The sequence below is a fragment of the Mesorhizobium sp. M0522 genome (assembly GCF_040321085.1).
Lineage (GTDB): Bacteria > Pseudomonadota > Alphaproteobacteria > Rhizobiales > Rhizobiaceae > Mesorhizobium.
The window spans coordinates 23,240-43,849 of record NZ_JAMYQW010000007.1; the positions used below are offsets into that span (position 1 = coordinate 23,240).

Annotated in this window: 22 protein-coding genes; 17 read left to right on the top strand and 5 right to left on the bottom strand. The window is 63.4% G+C overall.

Going from position 1 to position 20,610, the window contains the following annotated elements:
- Positions 1-302: 302 nt before the first annotated feature.
- The 14 genes from rpsF (at position 303) to NKI58_RS10995 (ending at position 12,503) form a co-directional block, all read left to right on the top strand.
- Positions 303-803: a 30S ribosomal protein S6 gene (gene rpsF / locus NKI58_RS10930; protein ID WP_352454399.1), complete on the top strand. Its 501-nt coding sequence runs from the start codon at positions 303-305 to the stop codon at positions 801-803.
- Positions 803-1,051 (top strand): 30S ribosomal protein S18, encoded by a 249-nt coding sequence (rpsR, locus tag NKI58_RS10935; RefSeq protein WP_006203718.1) that lies wholly within the window; start codon positions 803-805, stop codon positions 1,049-1,051. Before rpsF ends, rpsR begins: the two co-directional genes overlap by 1 nt.
- Positions 1,052-1,325: 274 nt before the next feature.
- Positions 1,326-1,910, top strand: coding sequence for a 50S ribosomal protein L9 (gene rplI, locus NKI58_RS10940; protein WP_352785918.1), 585 nt, complete (start codon positions 1,326-1,328; stop codon positions 1,908-1,910).
- Between the two features lie 153 nt (positions 1,911-2,063).
- Positions 2,064-3,353 carry a cyclopropane fatty acid synthase gene (locus NKI58_RS10945; protein ID WP_352569676.1) on the top strand — a complete coding sequence of 430 codons (1,290 nt, stop codon included), beginning with the start codon at positions 2,064-2,066 and terminating at the stop codon, positions 3,351-3,353.
- A gap of 77 nt (positions 3,354-3,430) precedes the next feature.
- On the top strand, positions 3,431-3,754 hold the full coding sequence (locus NKI58_RS10950) for a YnfA family protein (RefSeq protein ID WP_352467171.1): 324 nt from the start codon (positions 3,431-3,433) through the stop codon (positions 3,752-3,754).
- A 3-nt stretch (positions 3,755-3,757) separates the two neighbouring features.
- A complete protein-coding gene (locus tag NKI58_RS10955) occupies positions 3,758-4,729 on the top strand; it encodes a small ribosomal subunit Rsm22 family protein (RefSeq protein ID WP_352785914.1) in 972 nt (323 codons plus the stop codon).
- A gap of 206 nt (positions 4,730-4,935) precedes the next feature.
- Complete coding sequence (locus NKI58_RS10960) at positions 4,936-6,426, top strand: replicative DNA helicase (protein WP_352592085.1); 1,491 nt, start codon at positions 4,936-4,938, stop codon at positions 6,424-6,426.
- A 228-nt stretch (positions 6,427-6,654) separates the two neighbouring features.
- The gene (gene radA / locus NKI58_RS10965; RefSeq protein WP_352785912.1) at positions 6,655-8,073 is read left to right on the top strand and encodes a DNA repair protein RadA; all 1,419 of its coding nucleotides are present in this window, start codon (positions 6,655-6,657) and stop codon (positions 8,071-8,073) included.
- A gap of 47 nt (positions 8,074-8,120) precedes the next feature.
- Positions 8,121-8,792 (top strand): CvpA family protein, encoded by a 672-nt coding sequence (locus tag NKI58_RS10970; RefSeq protein WP_023677716.1) that lies wholly within the window; start codon positions 8,121-8,123, stop codon positions 8,790-8,792.
- Between the two features lie 125 nt (positions 8,793-8,917).
- Positions 8,918-10,387: an amidophosphoribosyltransferase gene (purF, locus tag NKI58_RS10975; protein WP_023677717.1), complete on the top strand. Its 1,470-nt coding sequence runs from the start codon at positions 8,918-8,920 to the stop codon at positions 10,385-10,387.
- A 14-nt stretch (positions 10,388-10,401) separates the two neighbouring features.
- A complete protein-coding gene (locus tag NKI58_RS10980) occupies positions 10,402-10,671 on the top strand; it encodes a hypothetical protein (protein WP_352637891.1) in 270 nt (89 codons plus the stop codon).
- A 23-nt stretch (positions 10,672-10,694) separates the two neighbouring features.
- Complete coding sequence (locus NKI58_RS10985) at positions 10,695-11,441, top strand: SDR family NAD(P)-dependent oxidoreductase (protein ID WP_352647445.1); 747 nt, start codon at positions 10,695-10,697, stop codon at positions 11,439-11,441.
- An 80-nt stretch (positions 11,442-11,521) separates the two neighbouring features.
- Positions 11,522-12,151, top strand: coding sequence for a hypothetical protein (locus tag NKI58_RS10990; RefSeq protein WP_352785909.1), 630 nt, complete (start codon positions 11,522-11,524; stop codon positions 12,149-12,151).
- Between the two features lie 130 nt (positions 12,152-12,281).
- The gene (locus NKI58_RS10995) at positions 12,282-12,503 is read left to right on the top strand and encodes a hypothetical protein (RefSeq protein WP_254820234.1); all 222 of its coding nucleotides are present in this window, start codon (positions 12,282-12,284) and stop codon (positions 12,501-12,503) included.
- A gap of 151 nt (positions 12,504-12,654) precedes the next feature.
- On the opposite strand, the gene NKI58_RS11000 is transcribed toward NKI58_RS10995, so the two are convergent.
- Positions 12,655-13,161 (bottom strand): OsmC family protein, encoded by a 507-nt coding sequence (locus NKI58_RS11000; RefSeq protein ID WP_352448969.1) that lies wholly within the window; start codon positions 13,159-13,161, stop codon positions 12,655-12,657.
- 321 nt (positions 13,162-13,482) lie between these two features.
- Between NKI58_RS11000 and NKI58_RS11005 the strand changes: the two genes are divergently transcribed.
- On the top strand, positions 13,483-14,391 hold the full coding sequence (locus NKI58_RS11005; protein WP_502898811.1) for a DMT family transporter: 909 nt from the start codon (positions 13,483-13,485) through the stop codon (positions 14,389-14,391).
- A gap of 157 nt (positions 14,392-14,548) precedes the next feature.
- Here NKI58_RS11005 and NKI58_RS11010 read toward each other — a convergent pair whose 3' ends face one another.
- Positions 14,549-15,442 carry a LysR substrate-binding domain-containing protein gene (locus NKI58_RS11010; protein WP_352637885.1) on the bottom strand — a complete coding sequence of 298 codons (894 nt, stop codon included), beginning with the start codon at positions 15,440-15,442 and terminating at the stop codon, positions 14,549-14,551.
- 114 nt (positions 15,443-15,556) lie between these two features.
- Here NKI58_RS11010 and NKI58_RS11015 point away from each other — a divergent pair, with 114 nt between their 5' ends.
- Both NKI58_RS11015 and NKI58_RS11020 read left to right on the top strand, forming a co-directional pair.
- On the top strand, positions 15,557-15,964 hold the full coding sequence (locus NKI58_RS11015) for a tautomerase family protein (RefSeq protein ID WP_352785906.1): 408 nt from the start codon (positions 15,557-15,559) through the stop codon (positions 15,962-15,964).
- A 131-nt stretch (positions 15,965-16,095) separates the two neighbouring features.
- A complete protein-coding gene (locus NKI58_RS11020; RefSeq protein WP_352785903.1) occupies positions 16,096-18,318 on the top strand; it encodes an AMP-binding protein in 2,223 nt (740 codons plus the stop codon).
- A gap of 121 nt (positions 18,319-18,439) precedes the next feature.
- Here the strand turns inward: NKI58_RS11020 and NKI58_RS11025 are convergent, their stop codons facing one another.
- The 3 genes from NKI58_RS11025 to NKI58_RS11035 form a co-directional block, all read right to left on the bottom strand.
- A complete protein-coding gene (locus NKI58_RS11025; RefSeq protein ID WP_352592069.1) occupies positions 18,440-18,703 on the bottom strand; it encodes a hypothetical protein in 264 nt (87 codons plus the stop codon).
- A gap of 246 nt (positions 18,704-18,949) precedes the next feature.
- Complete coding sequence (locus NKI58_RS11030; RefSeq protein WP_023677728.1) at positions 18,950-19,765, bottom strand: CDP-alcohol phosphatidyltransferase family protein; 816 nt, start codon at positions 19,763-19,765, stop codon at positions 18,950-18,952.
- A 3-nt stretch (positions 19,766-19,768) separates the two neighbouring features.
- Positions 19,769-20,467 carry a phosphatidylserine decarboxylase gene (locus NKI58_RS11035; RefSeq protein ID WP_352706675.1) on the bottom strand — a complete coding sequence of 233 codons (699 nt, stop codon included), beginning with the start codon at positions 20,465-20,467 and terminating at the stop codon, positions 19,769-19,771.
- Positions 20,468-20,610 lie beyond the last annotated feature (143 nt).

The window sequence follows — 20,610 nt, forward strand, 5'->3', positions numbered from 1 at the left end:
CGAGGCCCGTGGCGCTCTGGGACGGTAGGGCCGTTTGCCCTGTCGTTTGGCCTTGCTTTGCGGTCAAATTCCTGTATAGACGCCCGCAATCTGCCGGTCCTTGCTGGGGGCTGAACGGAGGGCCGGAGGTTTTTCGAAACCTTCGTGTGAAGCGAGAAGCGCTTCCGCCTCCCGTGTCTCCGCTCTCGACCGTCTCGTCATGCTCCTTTCTTCCCCGCCTTCGCAAGGATTGCGGGTCAGAGAAGTTGCAGAGGCTTTTGCCGCCGGGAACCGGGAGAGAAACGAAGAAAGGCACGAACACTATGGCTCTATACGAACATGTGTTTCTTGCCCGGCAGGACCTCTCGCAGCAGCAGGTCGATGCGCTTGTCGAACAGTACAAGGGCGTCATTACCGCGAATGGCGGGTCCGTCGGCCGGGTCGAGAACTGGGGACTGAAGTCCCTCACCTACCGGGTCAACAAGAACCGGAAGGCATATTATACACTCATGGACATCACCTGCCCGCCGGCCGCGCTCAATGAGATGGAGCGCCAGATGGGCCTGTCCGAGGACGTGCTGCGTTTCCTGACCATCAAGGTCGATGCGCATGAGGAAGGTCCGTCGGCAATGATGCAGAAGCGCGAAGAGCGCTCGGAACGCGGCGGCTTCGGCGACCGCGACCGTGGCGATCGTGGCCCGCGCTCATTCGGCGACCGCGATCGCGGTGACCGTGGTGATCGTCCGCCGCGCAGCTTCGGCGATAGCGGTGCCGATCGTGGCCCGCGCCGTCCGCGCGAAGGCTTTGAAGGAGCCGCAGAATAATGGTCGACATCAACCAGATCCCAACCCGGCGCCCCTTCCACCGCCGCCGCAAGACTTGCCCGTTCTCCGGCGCCAACGCGCCGAAGATCGACTACAAGGACGTGCGGCTTCTGCAGCGCTACATCTCCGAGCGCGGCAAGATCGTGCCATCGCGTATTACCGCCGTCAGCCAGAAGAAGCAGCGCGAGCTCGCCAAGGCGATCAAGCGCGCCCGCTTCCTCGGCCTGCTGCCCTACGTGGTCCGCTAACACTGATTAGTTGACCATGATCTTATCCGAAAACCGGTTTCCACTTTTCGGGATCATGGTCTAGCCAGCGGGCGGTTCGCCGCCCGCTTTTTCACCGGCCACGACGGTCGTAGCCGGATCGAACATCAAATCCCGGGTTGGATTTCGACAAGAGATCCTAACTGCCGCGACAGGCAGGACAGCGACACAGGCGATGACGCCCCAGCTTCCTGACCTGTTCCAGACAATTCGGCGCCGATCCTGAGGATAGGTGCCCAAGCGAAGGAACAAAACCATGGAAGTCATTCTTCTCGAACGCGTTTCCCGCCTCGGCCAGATGGGCGATACCGTCAAGGTCAAGGACGGGTTCGCCCGCAATTTCCTGCTGCCGCAAGGCAAGGCGCTGCGCGCCAACGAAGCTAACAAGAAGAAGTTCGAGGGACAGCGGGCCCAGCTCGAAGCCCGCAACCTGGAGCGCAAGTCCGAAGCCGCGCAGATTGCAGAAAAGCTCGACGGCAAGAGCTTCATCGCCGTGCGCTCGGCTGGCGAAACCGGTCAGCTTTATGGTTCGGTCTCGACGCGCGACATCGCCGAGCTGGTGACGGCGGAAGGTTTTTCGGTCAACCGCAACCAGATCCTGCTCAACCAGCCAATCAAGACCATCGGCGTCACCAATGTGGCGATCGCGCTGCACCCGGAAGTCGAGGTTACCATCACGCTCAACATTGCCCGCACGGCCGACGAAGCCGAGCGCCAGGCCAAGGGCGAAACACTGACCACCGCCGAAGCCATCTACGGCGAGGACATCAACGATAATGCGCGGCCGGAAAACTTCTTCGATCCGAATGCGGAGTTCGAAGGCGGCGAAGACAACCGCTGATCGTCATTCGTCGGCATTCGCCGGCTAATCGCTATTCTGGACCAATGCCCGGGCCTCGTACCCGGGCATTTTTATGCCAAATGGAACTTTTCGAACCCCTATATCTTGATGCAGAATAGGACAGCATGTCTGGCCGAGAGGGGACAATTGGTCATGAATATTCTGCTGAAACGCGTTCTCGACCGCCTGGTCCGCATAGGCAATCTCAAGGTGACAGGGCCGCAAGGCTCGATGGTGACTTTCGGTGACGGCAGCGGCGAGCCGGTGCACATGCACATCAAGACAAGGCATGCCGAGCGCGCAATAACCTTCGATCCGATGCTGGCGGTGCCAGAAGCCTACATGGACGGTGAACTCGACATTCTCGAGGGCGGCGTGCTGGGGGTGATGCGGATTGCCTTCCAGAACATGGGCAGCGGCGGTATCGATGCCACCTGGTCGAAGGCGATCGAAGGTCTGCGCCACGCCTTCCGGCGCCTGCAGCAGATCAACACGGCGTCGCGGGCGCGCCGCAACGTGCAGCGCCATTACGATCTGTCGGGCGACCTCTACCGCCTCTTCCTCGATGAGGACATGCAATATTCCTGCGCCTATTTCGAGCAGCCGGACATGACGCTCGACGAGGCACAAGCGGCCAAGAAGCGCCATATCGCCGCCAAGCTCAGGCTGAAGGCCGGCCAGACGGTTCTTGATATCGGCTCCGGCTGGGGTGGGCTTGGGCTCTATCTAGCCAAGGCGTTCGACGTCGACGTGCAAGGCGTGACGCTGTCGACCGAGCAGCACGGCGTCGCCACCGACCGCGCCCATGCGCAAGGCCTGCAAAACCGGGTGCATTTCGACATCAAGGACTATCGCGAGCTCAATGAGCGTTTCGACCGCATCGTCTCCGTCGGCATGTTCGAGCATGTCGGGGTCAATCATTTCCGCACCTTCTTCGACAAGTCGGCGACGCTGCTGAAGCCGGACGGCGTCATGCTGCTGCACACGATCGGCCGCTCCGGCGTGCCGTGGGCAACCAGCGCCTTCATCCGCAAGTACATCTTCCCGGGCGGCTACATCCCGTCGCTATCCGAAGTGATGCCGGCCATCGAAAAATCGGGGCTCGTCGTCACCGATATCGAGGTTCTGCGGCTGCATTATGCCGAGACACTGAAGCATTGGGGCGAGCGCTTCGCGGCCAACCGCGACAAGGCCAAGGCGATTTATGACGAGCGCTTCTGCCGCATGTGGGAGTTCTATCTTGCCGCCTCGGAAGCTGCCTTCCGCTGGCAGGATCTGGTGATCTTCCAGATCCAGATTGCCAAGAAGAACGACACGCTGCCGATGACGCGCGACTACATGGCCAGTTGCGAGAAGGCGCTGGAGATGCGCGATCTTGGACGTCGCGAAAAGGCTCCGGTGGCCAAGCCCACTCGCCGCCGCAAGGTGGCGGATCCGGAGTAGACTGCCGGCATCACGCCATTGCCACTTGTCATTGCCGGCCGGCACGCTGAAAAGGGTCCCGTCAACGCAGGACCTTCATGACCTACCTCCTCTACGTCGCCGCCGCACTTGCCGAGATCGCCGGCTGCTTTTCGTTCTGGGCGTGGTGGCGACTGGACAAGTCGCCGCTGTGGTTGGCGCCCGGTCTCGTCTCGCTCGTGCTATTCGCGTGGCTGCTGGCGCTGGTCGACACCAGCGCGGCGGGCCGGGCCTATGCCGCCTATGGCGGCATCTACATTGCCGCCTCGCTGGCCTGGTTGTGGCTGGCGGAAGGCGTGCACCCCGACCGCTGGGATCTTGCCGGTGCCGCGATCTGCATCGTTGGCGCCTCGGTCATTCTGCTCGCACCTCGGACTGCCTAAGCGATGGAACTGCCCGTCCCGCTTAGACAAGGCGTCGACCGCCTTCTCGAACAGGTGCCGTTGCCGATGCTTAAGCAAGCGGCAAAGACGCTGTCGGACCGCTACCGCGCAGAGCTGCGCGACGGTCGCCTGCACATGGCCGAAGACATGGCGGTGAAGGCCTATCTGGCAACGCGGCTACCGGCGACCTACGCGGCCGTTCGCGCCAGCCTCGATGCGGTGGGCGAGTCTCGGCCCGACTATGCTCCGAAGACCTTGCTCGATGTCGGCGCCGGCCCTGGCACGGTGCTTTGGGCCACAATCAATCTCTGGCCGGATCTCGAACAGGCGGTGCTACTCGAGGCCGGCGCCGCGGTACGAAGGGTCGGCGAAGCACTTGCCGCGGATGCGATCACGGCCAGGACCGCCTGGCGGACCGGCGACATCACCATCGACCTGGTGGTCGATCTGGAGCCGGCCGAGTTGGTGACTTCAGCCTATGTGCTGGATGAGATCGCGCCGGCATCGCTGGCAAAACTCATCGACCGGCTCTGGCAGCTGACCGCAGACACGCTGCTGGTGGTCGAGCCGGGCACGCCGGCCGGCTGGCAGCGTATTCTTGCCGTGCGGCGGCAGCTGATCGAGGCGGGCGCGCACGTGCTTGCGCCCTGCCCGCATGAGGCGCCCTGTCCGCTCGTCGCCCCCGACTGGTGCCATTTCGCCCGCCGCGTCGCCCGCTCGCGCCTACACCGTCTGGCCAAGGATGCCGAGGTGCCGTGGGAGGACGAGAAATTCATCTTTGTCGCGGCCTCCCGCCATCCGGCCGCTCCGCCTCGAGCGCGAGTGATCGCACCGCCGAAGTCGGGCTCCGGCAAGGTCTTGCTGAAGCTTTGCGAACAGGATGGGGGTGCTGCCGAGCGACTGTTCACCAAGCGCGACGGCGAGACGTTCAAGGCCGCGCGGCGACTGGATTGGGGTGATGCCTTGCCGGAATGACCGGCAGCTATTTTCCTGTTTTGTTCTCGCCTGAGAACGGCTAGGCTCGCCATCTTGATTCGAGTCAATCGAGATTCTTTCCACCGAAAGATCCTGGCTGTGAATCGCGGGCATCAAAGTTGGTTGGTTTGGGACTGATGCAGATAAGTCATCACCGACTTGTCTCGTTCTGATATCGAGAGACGGGGATCAGGACCGGGGACATCATGGCAGAGGCAGCACGAAAATTCGGCGTGGCGGAAACACCGCTCTATCGCGAGGCGCCGAACAATATCGAGGCCGAGCAGGCGCTGCTCGGCGCCATACTGGTCAACAACGATGCCTTCTACCGCGTCTCCGACTTCCTGAAGGCCGGCCATTTCTACGAGCCGCTGCATAGAAAGATCTTCGAGGTCGCGGCCGAGCTCATCCGCATGGGCAAGATCGCGACGCCGATCACGCTGAAGACCTTCCTGCCGGCCGACGAGAAGGTCGGCGACATGACGGTGGCGCAATATGTCGTGCGGTTGGCGGTCGAGGCCGTCACCGTCGTCAACGCCACCGACTATGGCCGCGCCATCTACGATCTGGCGACGCGGCGCGCGCTAATCACTGTCGGCGAGGACATGGTCAACATCGCCTATGACGCGCCGGTCGACATGTCGCCCTCCGACCAGATCGAGGATGCCGAGCGGCGCCTGTTCGAATTGGCCGAAACCGGCCGCTACGATGGCGGCTTCGAGAGCTTCACCGATGCCGTCAAGACGGCGGTCGACATGGCCAATGCGGCTTATATGCGCGACGGGCATTTGTCGGGCGTTGCTACCGGCTTGCGCGATCTCGACCGCCGCATGGGCGGCCTGCAGTCGTCCGACCTGATCATCATTGCCGGCCGCCCCGGCATGGGCAAGACCTCGCTCGCCACCAATATCGCCTTCAACATCGCCGAGGCCTATGTCCCGGCGCAGCAGGCGGACGGCTCGTTCAAGGCGGCCAATGGCGGCGTCGTCGGCTTCTTTTCGCTCGAAATGTCATCCGAACAGCTGGCCACCCGCATTATTTCCGAACAGACGGAAATCCCGTCGTCGAAAATCCGGCGCGGCGAGATCAGCGAGATGGATTTTGAAAAGCTGGTCGCCTGCTCGCAGACAATGCAGAAAATCCCGCTGTTCATCGACCAGACCGGCGGAATTTCCATCGCTCAGCTGTCGGCCCGCGCGCGTCGCCTGAAGCGCCAGCGCGGCCTCGACGTCATCGTTATCGACTATATCCAGCTGATGCAGGGATCGAGCGCGAAATCCTCGCAAAACCGCGTCCAGGAAATCACCGAGATCACCACCGGCCTCAAGGCACTAGCCAAGGAGCTGGCGGTGCCGATCATCGCGCTGTCGCAGCTGTCGCGCCAGGTCGAGAGCCGCGACGACAAGCGCCCGCAGCTTTCGGATCTGCGCGAATCGGGCTCCATCGAGCAGGACGCCGACGTGGTGCTGTTCGTCTACCGCGAGGAATATTATCTGAAGAACCGCGAGCCGAAGCCGGGCACCGACGAATACATCAAATGGGAACACGAGATGAACGAGATGCGCGGTAAGGCCGAGGTCATCGTCGCCAAACAGCGCCACGGCCCAACGGGATCGGTCAGCCTCGCCTTCCAGGGCGAATTCACCCGCTTCTCGGACCTTGCGGAAGAGCATCATTTGCCGGATCGGTTCGAGTGACCTCTTGATACAGGTCTCATTCCTTCGCACCCCCCTCTGTCCTGCCGGACATCTCCCCCTCAAGGGGGGAGATCGGATGTCATTTCGGCTTTCGGCAATCGTCAATGCTGCTAGATGTGCGGCAATATCGGAGCTGCCAATCTTCCCCCTTGAGGGGGAGATGTCCGGCAGGACAGAGGGGGGCGCTGTCCCGCCGACCTGTCTTTCAATTGCCGCAGGCCGCGCCTGATGGCCAAATCCCGCATTCAGTTCATCTGCCAGAATTGCGGTTCGGTGCATCAGCGCTGGGCCGGCAAATGCGATGCCTGCGGCGAGTGGAACACGCTGGTCGAGGAAGGCACGTCAGGCGGCATAGGTTCCGGCCCGGCCAGTACGCGCAATGCACGCAAGGGCCGCGCGGTGGTGCTGACCAGCCTCTCCGGCGACATCGAGGACGCGCCGCGCATCGTCTCCGGCATCGGCGAACTCGACCGCGCCACCGGCGGCGGCTTCGTGCGCGGCTCGGCGCTGCTGGTCGGCGGCGATCCCGGCATCGGCAAGTCGACGCTGCTCACCCAGGCCGCGGCCGCGCTGGCGGCAAAGGGCCACCGCATCGTCTATGTCTCGGGCGAAGAGGCGGTCGCGCAGATCAGGCTGCGCGCCCAGCGGCTCGGCGTCGCCGACACCCCGGTCGAGCTCGCCGCCGAAACCAATGTCGAGGACATCCTCGCCACCATCGCCGATGGCAAGCGGCCGGATCTGGTCATTCTCGATTCGATCCAGACGCTGTGGACCGATATGGCCGATTCGGCGCCCGGCACGGTGACCCAGGTGCGTGCCGCCGCCCAGGCGATGATCCGCTATGCAAAATCCACAGGGGCGGCGATCGTTCTGGTCGGCCACGTCACCAAGGAGGGCCAGATCGCCGGCCCACGCGTTGTCGAGCACATGGTCGACGCGGTGCTCTATTTCGAAGGCGAAGGCGGCCACCACTACCGCATCCTGCGCACGGTCAAGAATCGATTCGGGCCAACCGACGAGATCGGCGTCTTCGAAATGTCGGACAAGGGCTTGAGGGAAGTCGCCAACCCGTCCGAGCTTTTCCTCGGTGAACGCCACGCGAAGTCGCCGGGTGCGGCGGTTTTCGCCGGCATGGAAGGCACACGGCCGGTGCTGGTCGAGATCCAGGCGCTCGTAGCGCCATCGTCGCTCGGCACACCGCGCCGCGCCGTCGTCGGCTGGGACGGTGCCCGGCTGTCGATGATCCTGGCGGTTCTGGAAGCCCATTGCGGCGTCCGCTTCGGCACGCACGACGTCTATCTCAACGTTGCCGGCGGCTACCGCATTTCGGAGCCGGCGGCCGACCTGGCGGTGGCGGCGGCACTGGTTTCCTCGCTCACCGGTCTTGCCCTTCCCGCCGATTGCGTCTATTTCGGCGAAATCAGCCTTTCGGGTGCGGTGAGGCCGGTTGCGCATGCGCAGCAGCGCCTCAAGGAAGCCGAAAAGCTGGGTTTCGGACGCGCGGTTCTGCCCTTGGGCAGCGAGGAACTTGTTGGTGGTAATGGGGTCGGGGGGATCGGAGCCGGCGCTTTCCAGCCCACCGAGCTTGCCGATCTCGTGGCGCGCATAGCCGGCTCTCGGCGCAGCCGCGCCGACGAGCAAGAGTGATGCGGCTCGTCGAGTCGTGAAAAAGAGATCGGAGTGGGGCGAAAAACATGCCGATTACGCTGCTTGACGGAATTCTCGTCGGCTTCACCCTGGTCTCGGCGATGCTCGCTATGGTTCGCGGCTTTTCGCGCGAGATCCTGTCGATCATCTCCTGGGCAGCCGCCGCGGCCGCCGCCTTCTTCTTCTACAAGCCGGTGCTGCCTTACATTCAGCCCTATGTCGACAACGAAAAGGCCGCCATGGCGGCGGCCGCCGGTATCGTCTTCATTGTCGCGCTGATCGTCGTTTCGGTCATCACCATGAAGCTCGCCGACTGGATCATCGATTCCAGGATCGGCGCGCTCGATCGTACACTTGGCTTCCTCTATGGCGCGGCGCGCGGCATCCTGGTCGTCGCTGTCGCGCTGCTTTTCTTCAATTGGCTGGCCGGCGCCAAGGCTCCAGGCTGGATTGCCAACGCCAAGTCAAAGCCGTTGCTCGAATCGATCGGCGCCAAGCTCGAAAGCCTGCTGCCCGAGGATCCGGAAAACGCCATCCTCAACAAGCTCAATCCGAATCAGCCGGCCACCGAGACGCCTCTGGCCCCCGACGCGCCTGCAGCGGAAGCCCCTGCCGCCGGCGACGACGCCACTGCTCCGGCACCCGACGACAGCGATGCGCCGCCGGCCGACAATGCGCCCGCGACGCCGGCACCTGCAAACCCGGCGCCGGCAAACTGATTTCGACAGACTTGCGAGGCTCAAGACTGTCGATCATGTGAACGCCGCACGACGTGCGTTGCTTTCGATGCGCTATGACCTTATATGGCGACTTTAGCGGAGCTTGAGCCCCAATGGCAGCCTCAGTGGCAGACGCAGACGACGTGCTTTCCGCCGAAGCCGACGACCATTTCCACGACGAATGCGGCGTGTTCGGCATTTTCGGCCGGCAGGACGCCGCAGCCATCGTAACGCTCGGTCTGCATGCGTTGCAGCATCGAGGCCAGGAAGCGGCCGGCATCGTTTCCTATGACGGCACCCAATTCCATGTCGAACGCCATGTCGGCCTGATCGGCGACACCTTTACTAAGCAGCGTGTCATCGACAGCCTGCAGGGCAACCGTGCCATCGGCCACACACGCTATGCCACCACCGGCGGCGCCGGTCTGCGCAATATCCAGCCTTTCTTCGCCGAACTTGCCGATGGCGGCTTTGCCGTCGCCCATAACGGCAATCTCACCAACGCCATGACCGTTCAGCGCGCCCTGCAGAAGCAAGGCGCCATCTTCTCTTCCACCTCCGACACCGAAACGCTCCTGCACCTGGTTGCCACCAGCAAAGAGCGCGACCTGAATTCGCGCTTCATCGATGCGGTGCGCCAAGTCGAAGGCGCCTTCTCGCTGGTGGCGATGACGTCCAAGAAGATGATCGGTTGCCGCGACCCGCTCGGCATCCGCCCGCTGGTGCTCGGCGATCTCGACGGCGCCTGGATTCTCGCCTCCGAGACCTGCGCGCTCGATATTATCGGTGCGCGTTTCGTGCGCGACCTGAAGCCCGGCGAAATGGTCGTCGTCACCAGCAAGGGCATCGAAAGCCTGTTCCCGTTCGAGCCGCAGAAGACCCGCTTCTGCATCTTCGAATATGTCTATTTCGCGCGGCCGGATTCGTCGGTCGAAGGCCGCAACGTCTATGAAGTGCGCAAGCGCATCGGCGCCGAGCTGGCGCAGGAAAGTCCGGTCGAGGCCGACATCGTCGTGCCGGTGCCGGATTCGGGCACGCCGGCGGCGATCGGCTTTTCGCAGGCCGCGGGCATTCCGTTCGAGCTCGGCATCATCCGCAATCACTATGTTGGCCGCACCTTCATCCAGCCCGGCGATTCGATCCGCCACATGGGTGTCAAGCTCAAGCACAACGCCAACCGCCGCATGATCGAAGGCAAGCGCGTGGTGCTGGTGGACGATTCGATCGTGCGCGGCACCACCAGCCAGAAGATCGTCCAGATGGTGCGCGATGCCGGCGCCAAGGAAGTGCATATGCGCATCGCTTCGCCGCCGACGCGCGCCTCCTGCTTTTACGGCGTCGACACACCGGAAAAGTCGAAGCTGCTGGCGTCGCGCATGTCGGTGGAGGAGATGGCCGAGTTCATCCGCGTCGATTCGCTCGGCTTCCTGTCGATCGACGGGCTCTACCGCGCCGTCGGCGAGGCCGGCCGCGACAACGAGCAGCCGCAATTCTGCGACGCCTGCTTCACCGGCCAGTATCCGACCCGGCTTGCCGACTTCGAAGGCTCCGACAATGTGCGCACGCTGTCGCTGTTAGCGGCCGGCGGGTCTTAGCAGACGCTGCTTCAATGCTGAAGCTGTTCTGGCTGGATTTTGAAGCAGGACGCCGCCACGGTTTTCCGATGGGCGTCGGCATCACCGCAGAAGACGAAACGGATGCGGTAGATCTCGCCAAAACACGGTTGTTTGCCAGCGGAAAATTTCCAACCGCCTACAGGATCGAGATCATCCCCGATCTGGACACCCTGGACCAGAACCATGTCAGGCCGAATATCGGCCATTACCTGCGTCGGGGAATCTGGTTTCCGACCGGTTATGATAGTAGCTGGTCTCCGTAACCTTTGATCTTCAGAGTGACCTCATGATTTCTGCCCTTGACCTCTCCGGCCGCGTCGCGGTCGTCACCGGCGCCTCGCGCGGTATCGGCTATTTCATCGCCAGGGAGCTTGCCGCGGCCGGTGCGCATGTGATTGCGGTTGCTCGCACCGTCGGCGGGTTGGAAGAACTCGACGACCAGATCAAGGCAGGTGGCGGACAGGCGACGCTGGTACCGCTCGATCTTGCCGACATGGCGGGGATCGACCGGCTGGGCGGCGCCATCCACGAGCGCTGGGGCAAGCTCGACATACTGGTCGCCAACGCCGCTGTGCTCGGCGTCATCGCCCCGATCGGCCATGTCGAGGCCAAGACCTTCGAGAAGGTGATGACCATCAACGTCACCGCAACATGGCGGCTGATCCGCTCGGTCGACCCGCTGCTCAGGCTTTCCGATGCCGGCCGTGCTATCGTGCTGAGCTCCAGCCTTGCCCACTCCGCACGCGCCTTCTGGGCGCCTTATGCGGCGTCGAAGGCGGCGGTCGAGGCCATGACGCGTTCATGGGCGCATGAGACCGAAAACCTGCCGCTCAGGGTCAATGCCGCCGATCCCGGGGCAACGCGCACCGCGATGCGGGCGCAGGCCGTACCCGGCGAGGATCCTGAAACACTGCCGCACCCTTCGGAGATTGCCAAGCGTATCGTGCCGCTGGCCAGCCCTACGCTCAAGGAGACCGGGCTGATCTTCCAGGCCAAGCACAATCGCTTTGTCGCCTACCGGCAGCCGGAGTAGCCACACATCGCATTTTGCCGGAAGAATTGCGCCGGCACCAACGTTGTTCGGGTGCCACAATTCGAGAAACGGAGGACCATATGCGGAGACTGCTTCTCTTGACTGCCACCGCGCTGCTTGCAGTGATCGGCGCCGCGTCGTCGCAGGAGGCAACGATGAGCTTTTTCGTCACCAGCGTCGGCTCCGGCAAAGGCGCCGATCTCGGCGGTCTCGACGGCGCCGACGCCCATTGTAGTTCACTGGCCGAAGCCGCGGGCGTTACCGGCAAGACATGGCGCGCCTATCTCTCGACCAGCGATACCGATGCACGCGACCGTATCGGCAAAGGCCCGTGGTTCAACGCCAAGGGCGTCAAGATCGCCGATGATGTCGCTTCCCTGCATAGCGATGCCAACGCCATCACCAAACAGACGGCACTCGACGAAAAGGGCCAAATGGTCAGCGGCCGCGGCGACACGCCCAACCGGCACGACGTGTTGACCGGCTCCAAGCCGGATGGCACGAAAATAGCCGACCAGACCTGCGGCGACTGGACGCTGAGCGGAGCAGAAGGTGTGGCGATGATGGGTCATCACGATCGTACCGGCCTCGATGATTCGGCAGCCGCCAAATCGTGGAATTCCTCGCATGCGTCACGCGGTGGCTGCAGCCAGGAAGCGCTGAAGGGCACCGGCGGCGACGGCCTGTTCTATTGTTTTGCGGTGAACTGAACCAAAACGACCCGACATCACGTGGCTGTGATGCCGTGGCTTAACGCCGCGCTTTGGCCCAGCTTTCGCCGCTGGGCCGGAGTTGCTAGGATCGTGCGACTCCCAAAACAAGCAGAGCGAGGAAATACTCATGGCGGCACCGAGCGTAGCGTTAGTCTGGTATCTGGTGATCGCCGGCCCGCAAGGCGGCATGGTCGTGCTGCCCAGCACATTCGACACCCGCGAACAGTGCGCCTTCGCCATAACCGAATACCAGAAGCAACCGACGCCGGCCGGCTGGTCGGTGCAGTGCGTGCCGAGCGCCTCGCCCTTCGCCGACGAGGGCGACGCCGAGGAGCCGTCGGCGCAGTAGGACAGCGTGATCTCCCCCTTGAGGGGGAGATGGCCGACAGGCCAGCGGGGGTTGGTCCGACCGGGCTCGGCCTGCTGCAGCGGTTGGCGCTTCACGCGAGACAACCCCTCTGTCGCCTTCGGCGACATCTCCCCCTCAAGGGGGGAGATCGTCAGCGTCGCGCGCTTACCGTCAGCTCCGGCTTCTGGCTGATGGTCTGGAACACGACGCAGTAGCGCTCGGTCAGCTTGAGCAGCGCATCGATGCGCTCCTGCGGCTCGTCGGTGTCGAGGCCAAATGTCAGCCGGATGGCGCGGAAGCCAACCGGCGCATCCTTTGCCACGCCAAGCGTGCCGCGAAAGTCTAGGTCGCCTTCGGCTTCCACCGTGGCGGCCCCAAGCTTGAATTCCAGCGCCGTCGCTACAGCCTTCAGCGTGACGCCGGCGCAAGCCACCAGTGCCTCCAGCAGCATGTCGCCGGAGCAGAGTTCGAGCCCGGTGCCGCCGGTCGCCGGATGCAGCCCGGCAATGGCGATCGCCCTGCCTGTCTCGACCTTGCAGGCGATCGATTGGTCGTCGATCGAGCCTTTGGCGCGGAGAGTAATCAGCGCGCGCGAGGCGTCGTCGCGATAGGCCACCTTCAGCGGCGCCTGCATGGCCTTCAATGCAATCGCGTCCATTTCGTTTCTCTCCCATAGTTGCCTGGCTTCGCTGCCTAACGGCGATGCCGCCTGCCCAAACGCAAGTCTCCACTGGCGTAGCGCTTGGCAGGGTTTCGCCCGTATAGTCTAACGATACGGCGAGCATCCAACGCCTTCACACCGTCTCTCGCAACACATTCGTAAGGCCGCCGGACATATGGCCGACATCGCCATCGTGGAAACCCGCGAACGGGTTCTTGCCGGAATCCTGTTCACCGGGGCTGCCTACTTGCTGTTTTCGATGCAGGACGCCTCAAGCTGACACTATGGTGTCAGGAAGGGGCAGCGTAGGCTGGTGAGATGACGGGATCGCTGGACATGCCATGCACAGTGGAAAGCGCCCGCGAGCGTACCCTCGGCATCATCCTGGTCTCGGCATCGGCGGCCGTCTTCGGCCTCACCGGCGTGCTGACCAAATCGATCCATGCCGACCCGCTGACCATTACCTGCTGGCGCGGCTTCGTCGGCTCGATCCTGATCAGCCTCTATGTCCTATGGCGCCGCCAGCGCTCCGGCGGTCGCGACAGCTTGCGGCTCGGCTGGCGAGGCTGGCTGCTGGCGATCGAGGGCGCGCTCGCGAGCATCGCCTTTATCTCGGCGTTCAAGTTCACGTTTGTCGCCAATGTCGCGATCATCTATGCCACGGCCCCGTTCGTCACCGCGGTGCTGGCCCTCCTGTTGGTCCACGAGCCGTTCCGGCTGCAGACGCTTGCCGCCGCTGCTGTGTCACTATGCGGTGTGGCAATCATGGTCTGGTCCGGCTTCGGCACCGGCCATTTGTTCGGCGACGGGCTGGCGCTGCTGATGACGATCGGCAGCGCGCTCTACATGATCATGGTGCGCGCCTTCCGCGACACGCCGGTGGTGTGGGCGGGTGCGGTGTCGGCATTCCTTCTGTTCGTGCTCGGCTGGTTCGTCGCCGATCCGCTGGCTGTCTCGGCCAGGGACGCTGTGCTTCTAGCCACCTTCGGCGCCTCGTTCGCGCTGGCTTCGATCCTGTGGACGGAGGGTACCCGGCTTATTCCGGCGGCCGAGTCCGGATTGCTGGGTTCAACTGAAGTGCCATTCGCGATCCTGTTTGCCTTCCTGTTCCTGGCGGAGATCCCGCCGGCAGCCAGCATGGTCGGTGGCGCCATCGTGCTTTGCGCGGTGTTCGCTCACGCCGGCCGCGACTGGCTGATGGCCAGGCAGCGCGCAGCGGATGCATGACTAATCCTCGCCGCGTCCGAGCGCGAGTTGGTGGTCCGATCACGAGAAATCCGGTCCTGAAAATTAATTTGAAAAGTCATGGAACCATCATAGGGCTCAGGCATTATGGCTGCGACGGGCCACCCCAAGTCCCCCCAAACCCCTCGGCCCGTCCTACTTAGAAGCCGACCGCAAGGTCGGCTTTTTCTTTGCTGGCTCGATTGGCCAAGGCCAGGTTGCCGCTGAACAACGCGGCCAGATCCTGCGCCGGCCGGTCGGCATCCTCACGCAAGCGGACGGCGAATTCGGCGACCGGCACCGGCGGCAGATCAAGATCGCGCGGCGCCTCGACGATGCCGGAATGAGCGAAGCGCGCCGTCCTCAACGTCAAGGCGATGCCGGCGTGCACCGCCGTGCGCAGGCCGGCAAGGCTGGCACTGCCGGCAGCAATGCGGTAGCGACGGCCGGCCGCATCGAGTGCACTGGTCGCCGCTTCGCGAAACCCGCAATGGGGATCGAGCAGCGCCAAGGGCAGTTCGTCGTGGCGGGTGGCCAGCCCGTTCTGTGAGCAAAGCCAGATCATTGGTTCCTTGAGCACACCGACCTCGTCCCGTGTCGGCACCTGCCGCATGGCAATGGCCAGATCAAGGGTGCCGGCCTGCAAAGCCTGCGCCAGTTCGGCGGAACGGCCGACGCGCAGTTCGATCCTGACGCGCGGATGGCTGACAGCAAAAGCCCTGAGAAGCTGCGGCAAGCCGCTGTCGGCGAAATCCTGCGTGGTGCCGATGGCGACGCGCCCGTCGGCGTGCGCGCCTTTGAGGGCCAGCCACGCCTCGCGGTGCGCGGCAAGGATGCGACGCGCGTGAACGATCAGATCCTCGCCTGCCGGCGTCAGGCCGCGCCCTCGCCCCTGCGGCACCAGCAGCGGTTCGCCGACAACATCCTCCAGCCGCTGCATCTGCGCGGTCACTGCGGACGGCGAGCGACCGACGATCGACGCGGCCCGCGCCAGGGAACCGCCATCGACGAAAGCGAGGAAAGTCTTGAGGAGGTCGGGATCGAACATCTGCATAATTCGATACTATCAAAGTGTTTATCAAAAACAATTCGATTTTTTTGATCAAAGGACGATGGCATGATTTTCTCGACGGCGAAGAGGCGCCGCTTGAAACCGAGGAGAAGAAATATGCCGATCATCAATATCAGCGTTACCGGCAAGCCCGATACCGCTTTGTCCGCCGCCATTGCCAAGGAAGTGACCGAACTGACGGCCACGCATCTGCGCAAGGACGCGTCGATCACAGCTGTTGCCATTTCCTATCACGACCCCGAGCACTGGTTCGCCGGCGGCAAGTCGCTGGCCGAGCATGGCACCAACACGGCCTGGCTCGACATCAAGGTTGTCGACGGCACCAACACCAAGCTCGAACTGGAGGCGTATCTGCAGGCAATTTTCGCGGCATTCGGCCGGCTGCTGGGTAAGGTGCATGAGGAAAGCTACGCCCTCGTGCATGAAGTGCCTGCAGCCGCCTATGGCTTTGGCGGCAAGACGCAGGAATTCCGCTTCATCAGCGGAAGGATGAAAGCGGCGTAGCTGCGATAGGCAGCCGAGCCGAATCAAGAAGGAAAAATGGAGCCGCATTGACGTTGATCCAACTTCGGCTAGGTTCTCACCCGAAGCGGCCACTGAAGAGCCGTGACGTGAGATCGTTGGGAGATGCGGCGATGATCCTGACACTGGCGCTGCTTGCGGGTCTTGTCGCGGCCTGGCTGCTGATCGGCGTGGTGGAGAAGTTCCGCCTCGGCCTGCGTTTGAGCCAGGCGCTGCTCTACGTGCCGTTCAAGCTCGCCTACCGGATCAGCGACGAGCGCATCAAGATTGCGCGCAGGTCGGTGGCCCCGGTCATCTATGTCATCTGGCATCAGTCACGCATCGAGCCGGCGCTGATGCTGTCGCTGCTGCCGGAGGACACGCTGCACATCCTCGACCAGGCTTCGGCCAGATCGCCGTGGCTGGAGCCGTGGCGCGAGCTCGGCCGCACCATCGCCTTCAACGCCGAGCATGTCTTCGTCAGCCGCAGATTGGTGCGGGTGCTGAAGGGCAAGGGCCGGCTCGCCGTTTACCTGCCGGATGCGGTCGAGCCAGACGTCAAGTCGTTTCGGTTGTTTCGCGCCATCACCCGTATCGCCATGCAGGCCGACGCCCGTATCGTGCCGGTCTTCGTTGCCGGCGCACGCAGCCTGCCGGCGTCGCTGACGCCGGCGGACAAGGCGCCGCGCCATTGGTTTCCGGAGCTGTCGATCAGCGTGCTGGAGCCGATGACGATCGCCGAGCTGGTGGCGCGGAACCCAGATCAGGCCTCCAACACCAATGCGCTGTTTGATCGCTTCGCCGAGGCCAGGCTTTTCGGCAGTGATCTCGACCGAGGGCTGTTCCTCGCCATGCGCGATGCGGCCGACCGTGTTGGCGCTTCGCACCCAATAATCGAGGACGTCATTGGCGGTGCCCTGAGCTACCGGAAAGTGTTCATCGGCGCCAGGGTTTTGGGCCGACGGTTCGAGGCAATAACAGCGCCGGGCGAAGCGGTTGGGCTGCTCTTGCCCAACGCCAATGGCGTTGTGCTGTCGTTCGTCGGACTTCTGTCGGCTGCGCGGGTGGCAGCAATGATCAACTATACCGCCGGCCCGGCCAGCGTCACCGCCGCCGTCCGCACGGCAATGATCCGCACCGTGGTCTCCTCACGCGCCTTTGTCGAAAAGGCCAACCTCGCCGACATTGTCGAGGCGGTAGAAAAAGGCGGGGCGAAACTGCTGTGGCTGGAGGATGTCCGCGCAAGCGTGACCGTGCTGGACAAGGCCGCAGCCGGCTTGCTGTGGCGCTGGCCGTTGCAGCGCCAGGATGCAGCCAAGCCGGCGGTGATCCTGTTCACCTCCGGCTCGGAAGGCACGCCCAAGGCCGTGGTGCTGTCGCACCGGAACCTTCTTGCCAATGCGATGCAGGCGGAAGCTCGCATCACCATCTCGCCGGCCGATATCCTGCTCAACGTGCTGCCGGTGTTCCACTCGTTCGGGCTGACCGGCGGCACCATCCTGCCGCTGGTCACCGGAGTAAAGCTGTTCCTCTACCCGTCACCGCTCCACTACAAACTTATTCCGGAGGTGGCGCGCAAGGTCCGGCCGACGGTGATGTTCGGCACCGACACGTTCCTCGCCAACTATGCCCGCACCGCCAAGGAGGGCGATTTTTCCAGCCTGCGCTTCGTCGTGGCCGGTGCCGAGGCGGTGAAGCCGGAGACGCGCCGCGTTTACCGCGAGCGCTTCCAGGCCGAGATCATGGAAGGTTTTGGCTTGACCGAGGCCGCACCAGTGGTTGCCGTCAACACCGCCATCCACGGCCGCGATGGAACGGTCGGGCGGCTGCTGCCGGCCATGCGCATGAAACTCGAACCGGTCGAAGGCATCAGCGACGCCGGCCGGCTGTGGCTCGACGGGCCGAACCTGATGATGGGCTACATGACCGGCGACCGGCCTGGCGAGCTGCAGCCGCTCGAAGGCTGGCACGACACCGGCGATATCGTTTCGGTCGACCGCGAAGGCTTCATCACCATTCGCGGCCGCGCCAAGCGCTTCGCCAAGATAGCCGGCGAGATGGTATCGCTTGGTGCGGTCGAGATGCTGGTGCAGTCGCTGTGGCCGGAAGAGCATCACGCCGTGGTAGCGGTGCCGGACAAGCGGCGCGGCGAGCGCCTCGTTCTGGTCACCACCGCCGACAATGCCGATCCCCACGAATTGCGCGAATTCGGCAAAAAAGCCGGCGCGGCCGAACTGATGGTGCCGAACGACATCGTCAAGGTCGAGGAGATCCCTGTACTGGGCTCCGGCAAGACCGACTATGTCTCGACTAGAAAGCTGGCACTCGAGAGGCTGGGACTGAGCGCAGCCGCCTGAGGTTTGCTGTCGAGAACTCTAAAGCGCGTCGCGTTCGACCGGCCTTGTGCGACGCGCTTTAGATTCTTGCTTTTATGCATGCCGTTATCGCAAAACCGCTGCACACTTTTGCGCGAATGCATTAGAAGACCACCACCGACAACAGCAGAATGGCGCCGACGGCCATCATCAGCAGGCCCGGCCAGTTCTGCGACAGGCCGAGAAAACGGAGCCCGCGCCGCCGCGGCTCCAGGGTTGGACCTGGTGTTGCGAGATTGGGCGTCGGACTGTCCGGCGCGGTGGAGACAGCGGTCGGTTCACTAAGCCGCCCGCGCATGATGGCTGCTACCGCCATATAGACGAGGCCGGCGACAGTCAGTAACACGCCGATGAGGATGACAGCCATTTCTCCTCGTTTCCGATGGTTCTGCGCCCGATGCGGCAGCTTGCGCGACGTAGACGACGTACCACGAGCAGCCGCTCAGACGGACCTACCAAACACAAACGGTCTAGCCGCCCAGCAAGTTCCGAAAACGGGGTTTTTGAGGTGCATTCCACAGCGGCGCGCTGTGTGAGCCGGTCCTGAGTCTAAACGGACGACCCTTTTCGGATCATGCACTGCCAGGCGCAACGCGAACTGGCACCAAATCTGTCAACCAATATCCGAGGAGGGCACCTTCTCGCCTTCGCGCTTGGCGCGTCTCGAATAGGCGCGCACGCTGAACGGCAAGAAGACCAGATAGCCGGCAACCGAGGCCGTCAGCGTATACCAGGGATAGGTCATCAAAAGCAGGACGTAGAGGACGACTGCGAGGATGATCGGCAGCACCCTGTCGCCCGGTATCCTGACGCTCTTGCCGGAATAGACGGGCAGTCTGCTGACCAGCAGGAACGCCACCAATATTGTAAAGCCGGTGGCAATGAAGGCTGCCAGGCGGCTGGGTTCAAGCCCAAGCCTGAGGAAGAACAGATAGAGCGGCAGCATCACCAGCACCGCACCCGCCGGCGCCGGCACGCCGACGAAATATTCGGTCTGCCACTGCGGACGGTCGAGCTCTTCGTCGAGCACGTTGAAACGGGCAAGCCTCATCCCACAGGCGATGGTGAACAGCAGCGCGGCGATCCAGCCCGGCGAACCTGCCCTGTCGAGCAGAAAGGCATAGAGCACCAGCGCCGGTGCCACGCCGAAATTGACGATATCGGCCAGCGAATCCATCTGGGCGCCGAATTTGGAAGTCGCCTTCAGCATTCGCGCCAGACGGCCGTCGATACCATCGAGGAAGGCGGCGAGCAGCACCATCACCACCGCTGGCTCGAAGCGGCCCTCGAAGCCGAAGCGAATACCGGACAGGCCGGCGCAGATGGCGAGCACCGTGACCAGATTGGGCAGCACCATGCGCATCGGGATTTCGCGAATGCGCGGGCCACCGCCGCCATGCGCCTCGAATTTCTTGAACGGCGGCGCCACCGGTCAGGAGATCCGCACTAGCGGCGTTGCGGCAACGCCGCCGAATTCCGCCAGCACCGTCTCACCGCCAACTGCGGTCTGGCCGACGGCGACACGCGGCGTCGCGGTCGAGGGCAGGAATACATCGACGCGCGAGCCAAAGCGGATCAGCCCGAAGCGCTCGCCGGTGCCGATGGCGCCGCCGGGCTCGGCCCAGCAGACGATGCGCCGCGCCACCAGGCCGGCAATCTGTACCGCGGCGACCGTTCCATTGGGGCTTTCGATGACCAGCCCGTTGCGCTCGTTCTCGGTGCTTGCCTTGTCGAGTTCGGCGTTAAGGAATTTTCCTGGCCGATGCTCGATCCTGGAAATGCGGCCACGCACCGGAGAGCGGTTAACGTGGCAGGAAAAGACGTTCATGAATACCGAGATGCGGGTCATTTCGCCGCCGCCGAGGCCAAGCTCGCGCGGCGGCACGGCCGGGCCAACCGCCGAAACGATGCCGTCGGCCGGGCTGACAACCAGCCGGTCATCGATCGGCGTGACACGCTCGGGATCGCGGAAGAAATAGGTGCACCAGGCCGTCAGGATGAGACCGATCCAGAACAGGGTCGAGGAGAAATAGCCAAGAAAGAGCGTCGCCGCGCCGAATGCAGCGATAAAGGGATAACCCTCGCGATGGATCGGAACGAACGCATTCTTGATCGTGTCAACGAGGCTCATGGATGAGGGCAACCTTGGTTCCAAGTCCGGCCTCAATAGCGGAAACACCCCGCGGTCGCAACGCGACAATGAGAGCGCTCGGGGGGTGGCGGTCGCCGCCGTTTCAGGATGCCGTTAGCAGCATCCGGACTGCCGAAGTGATC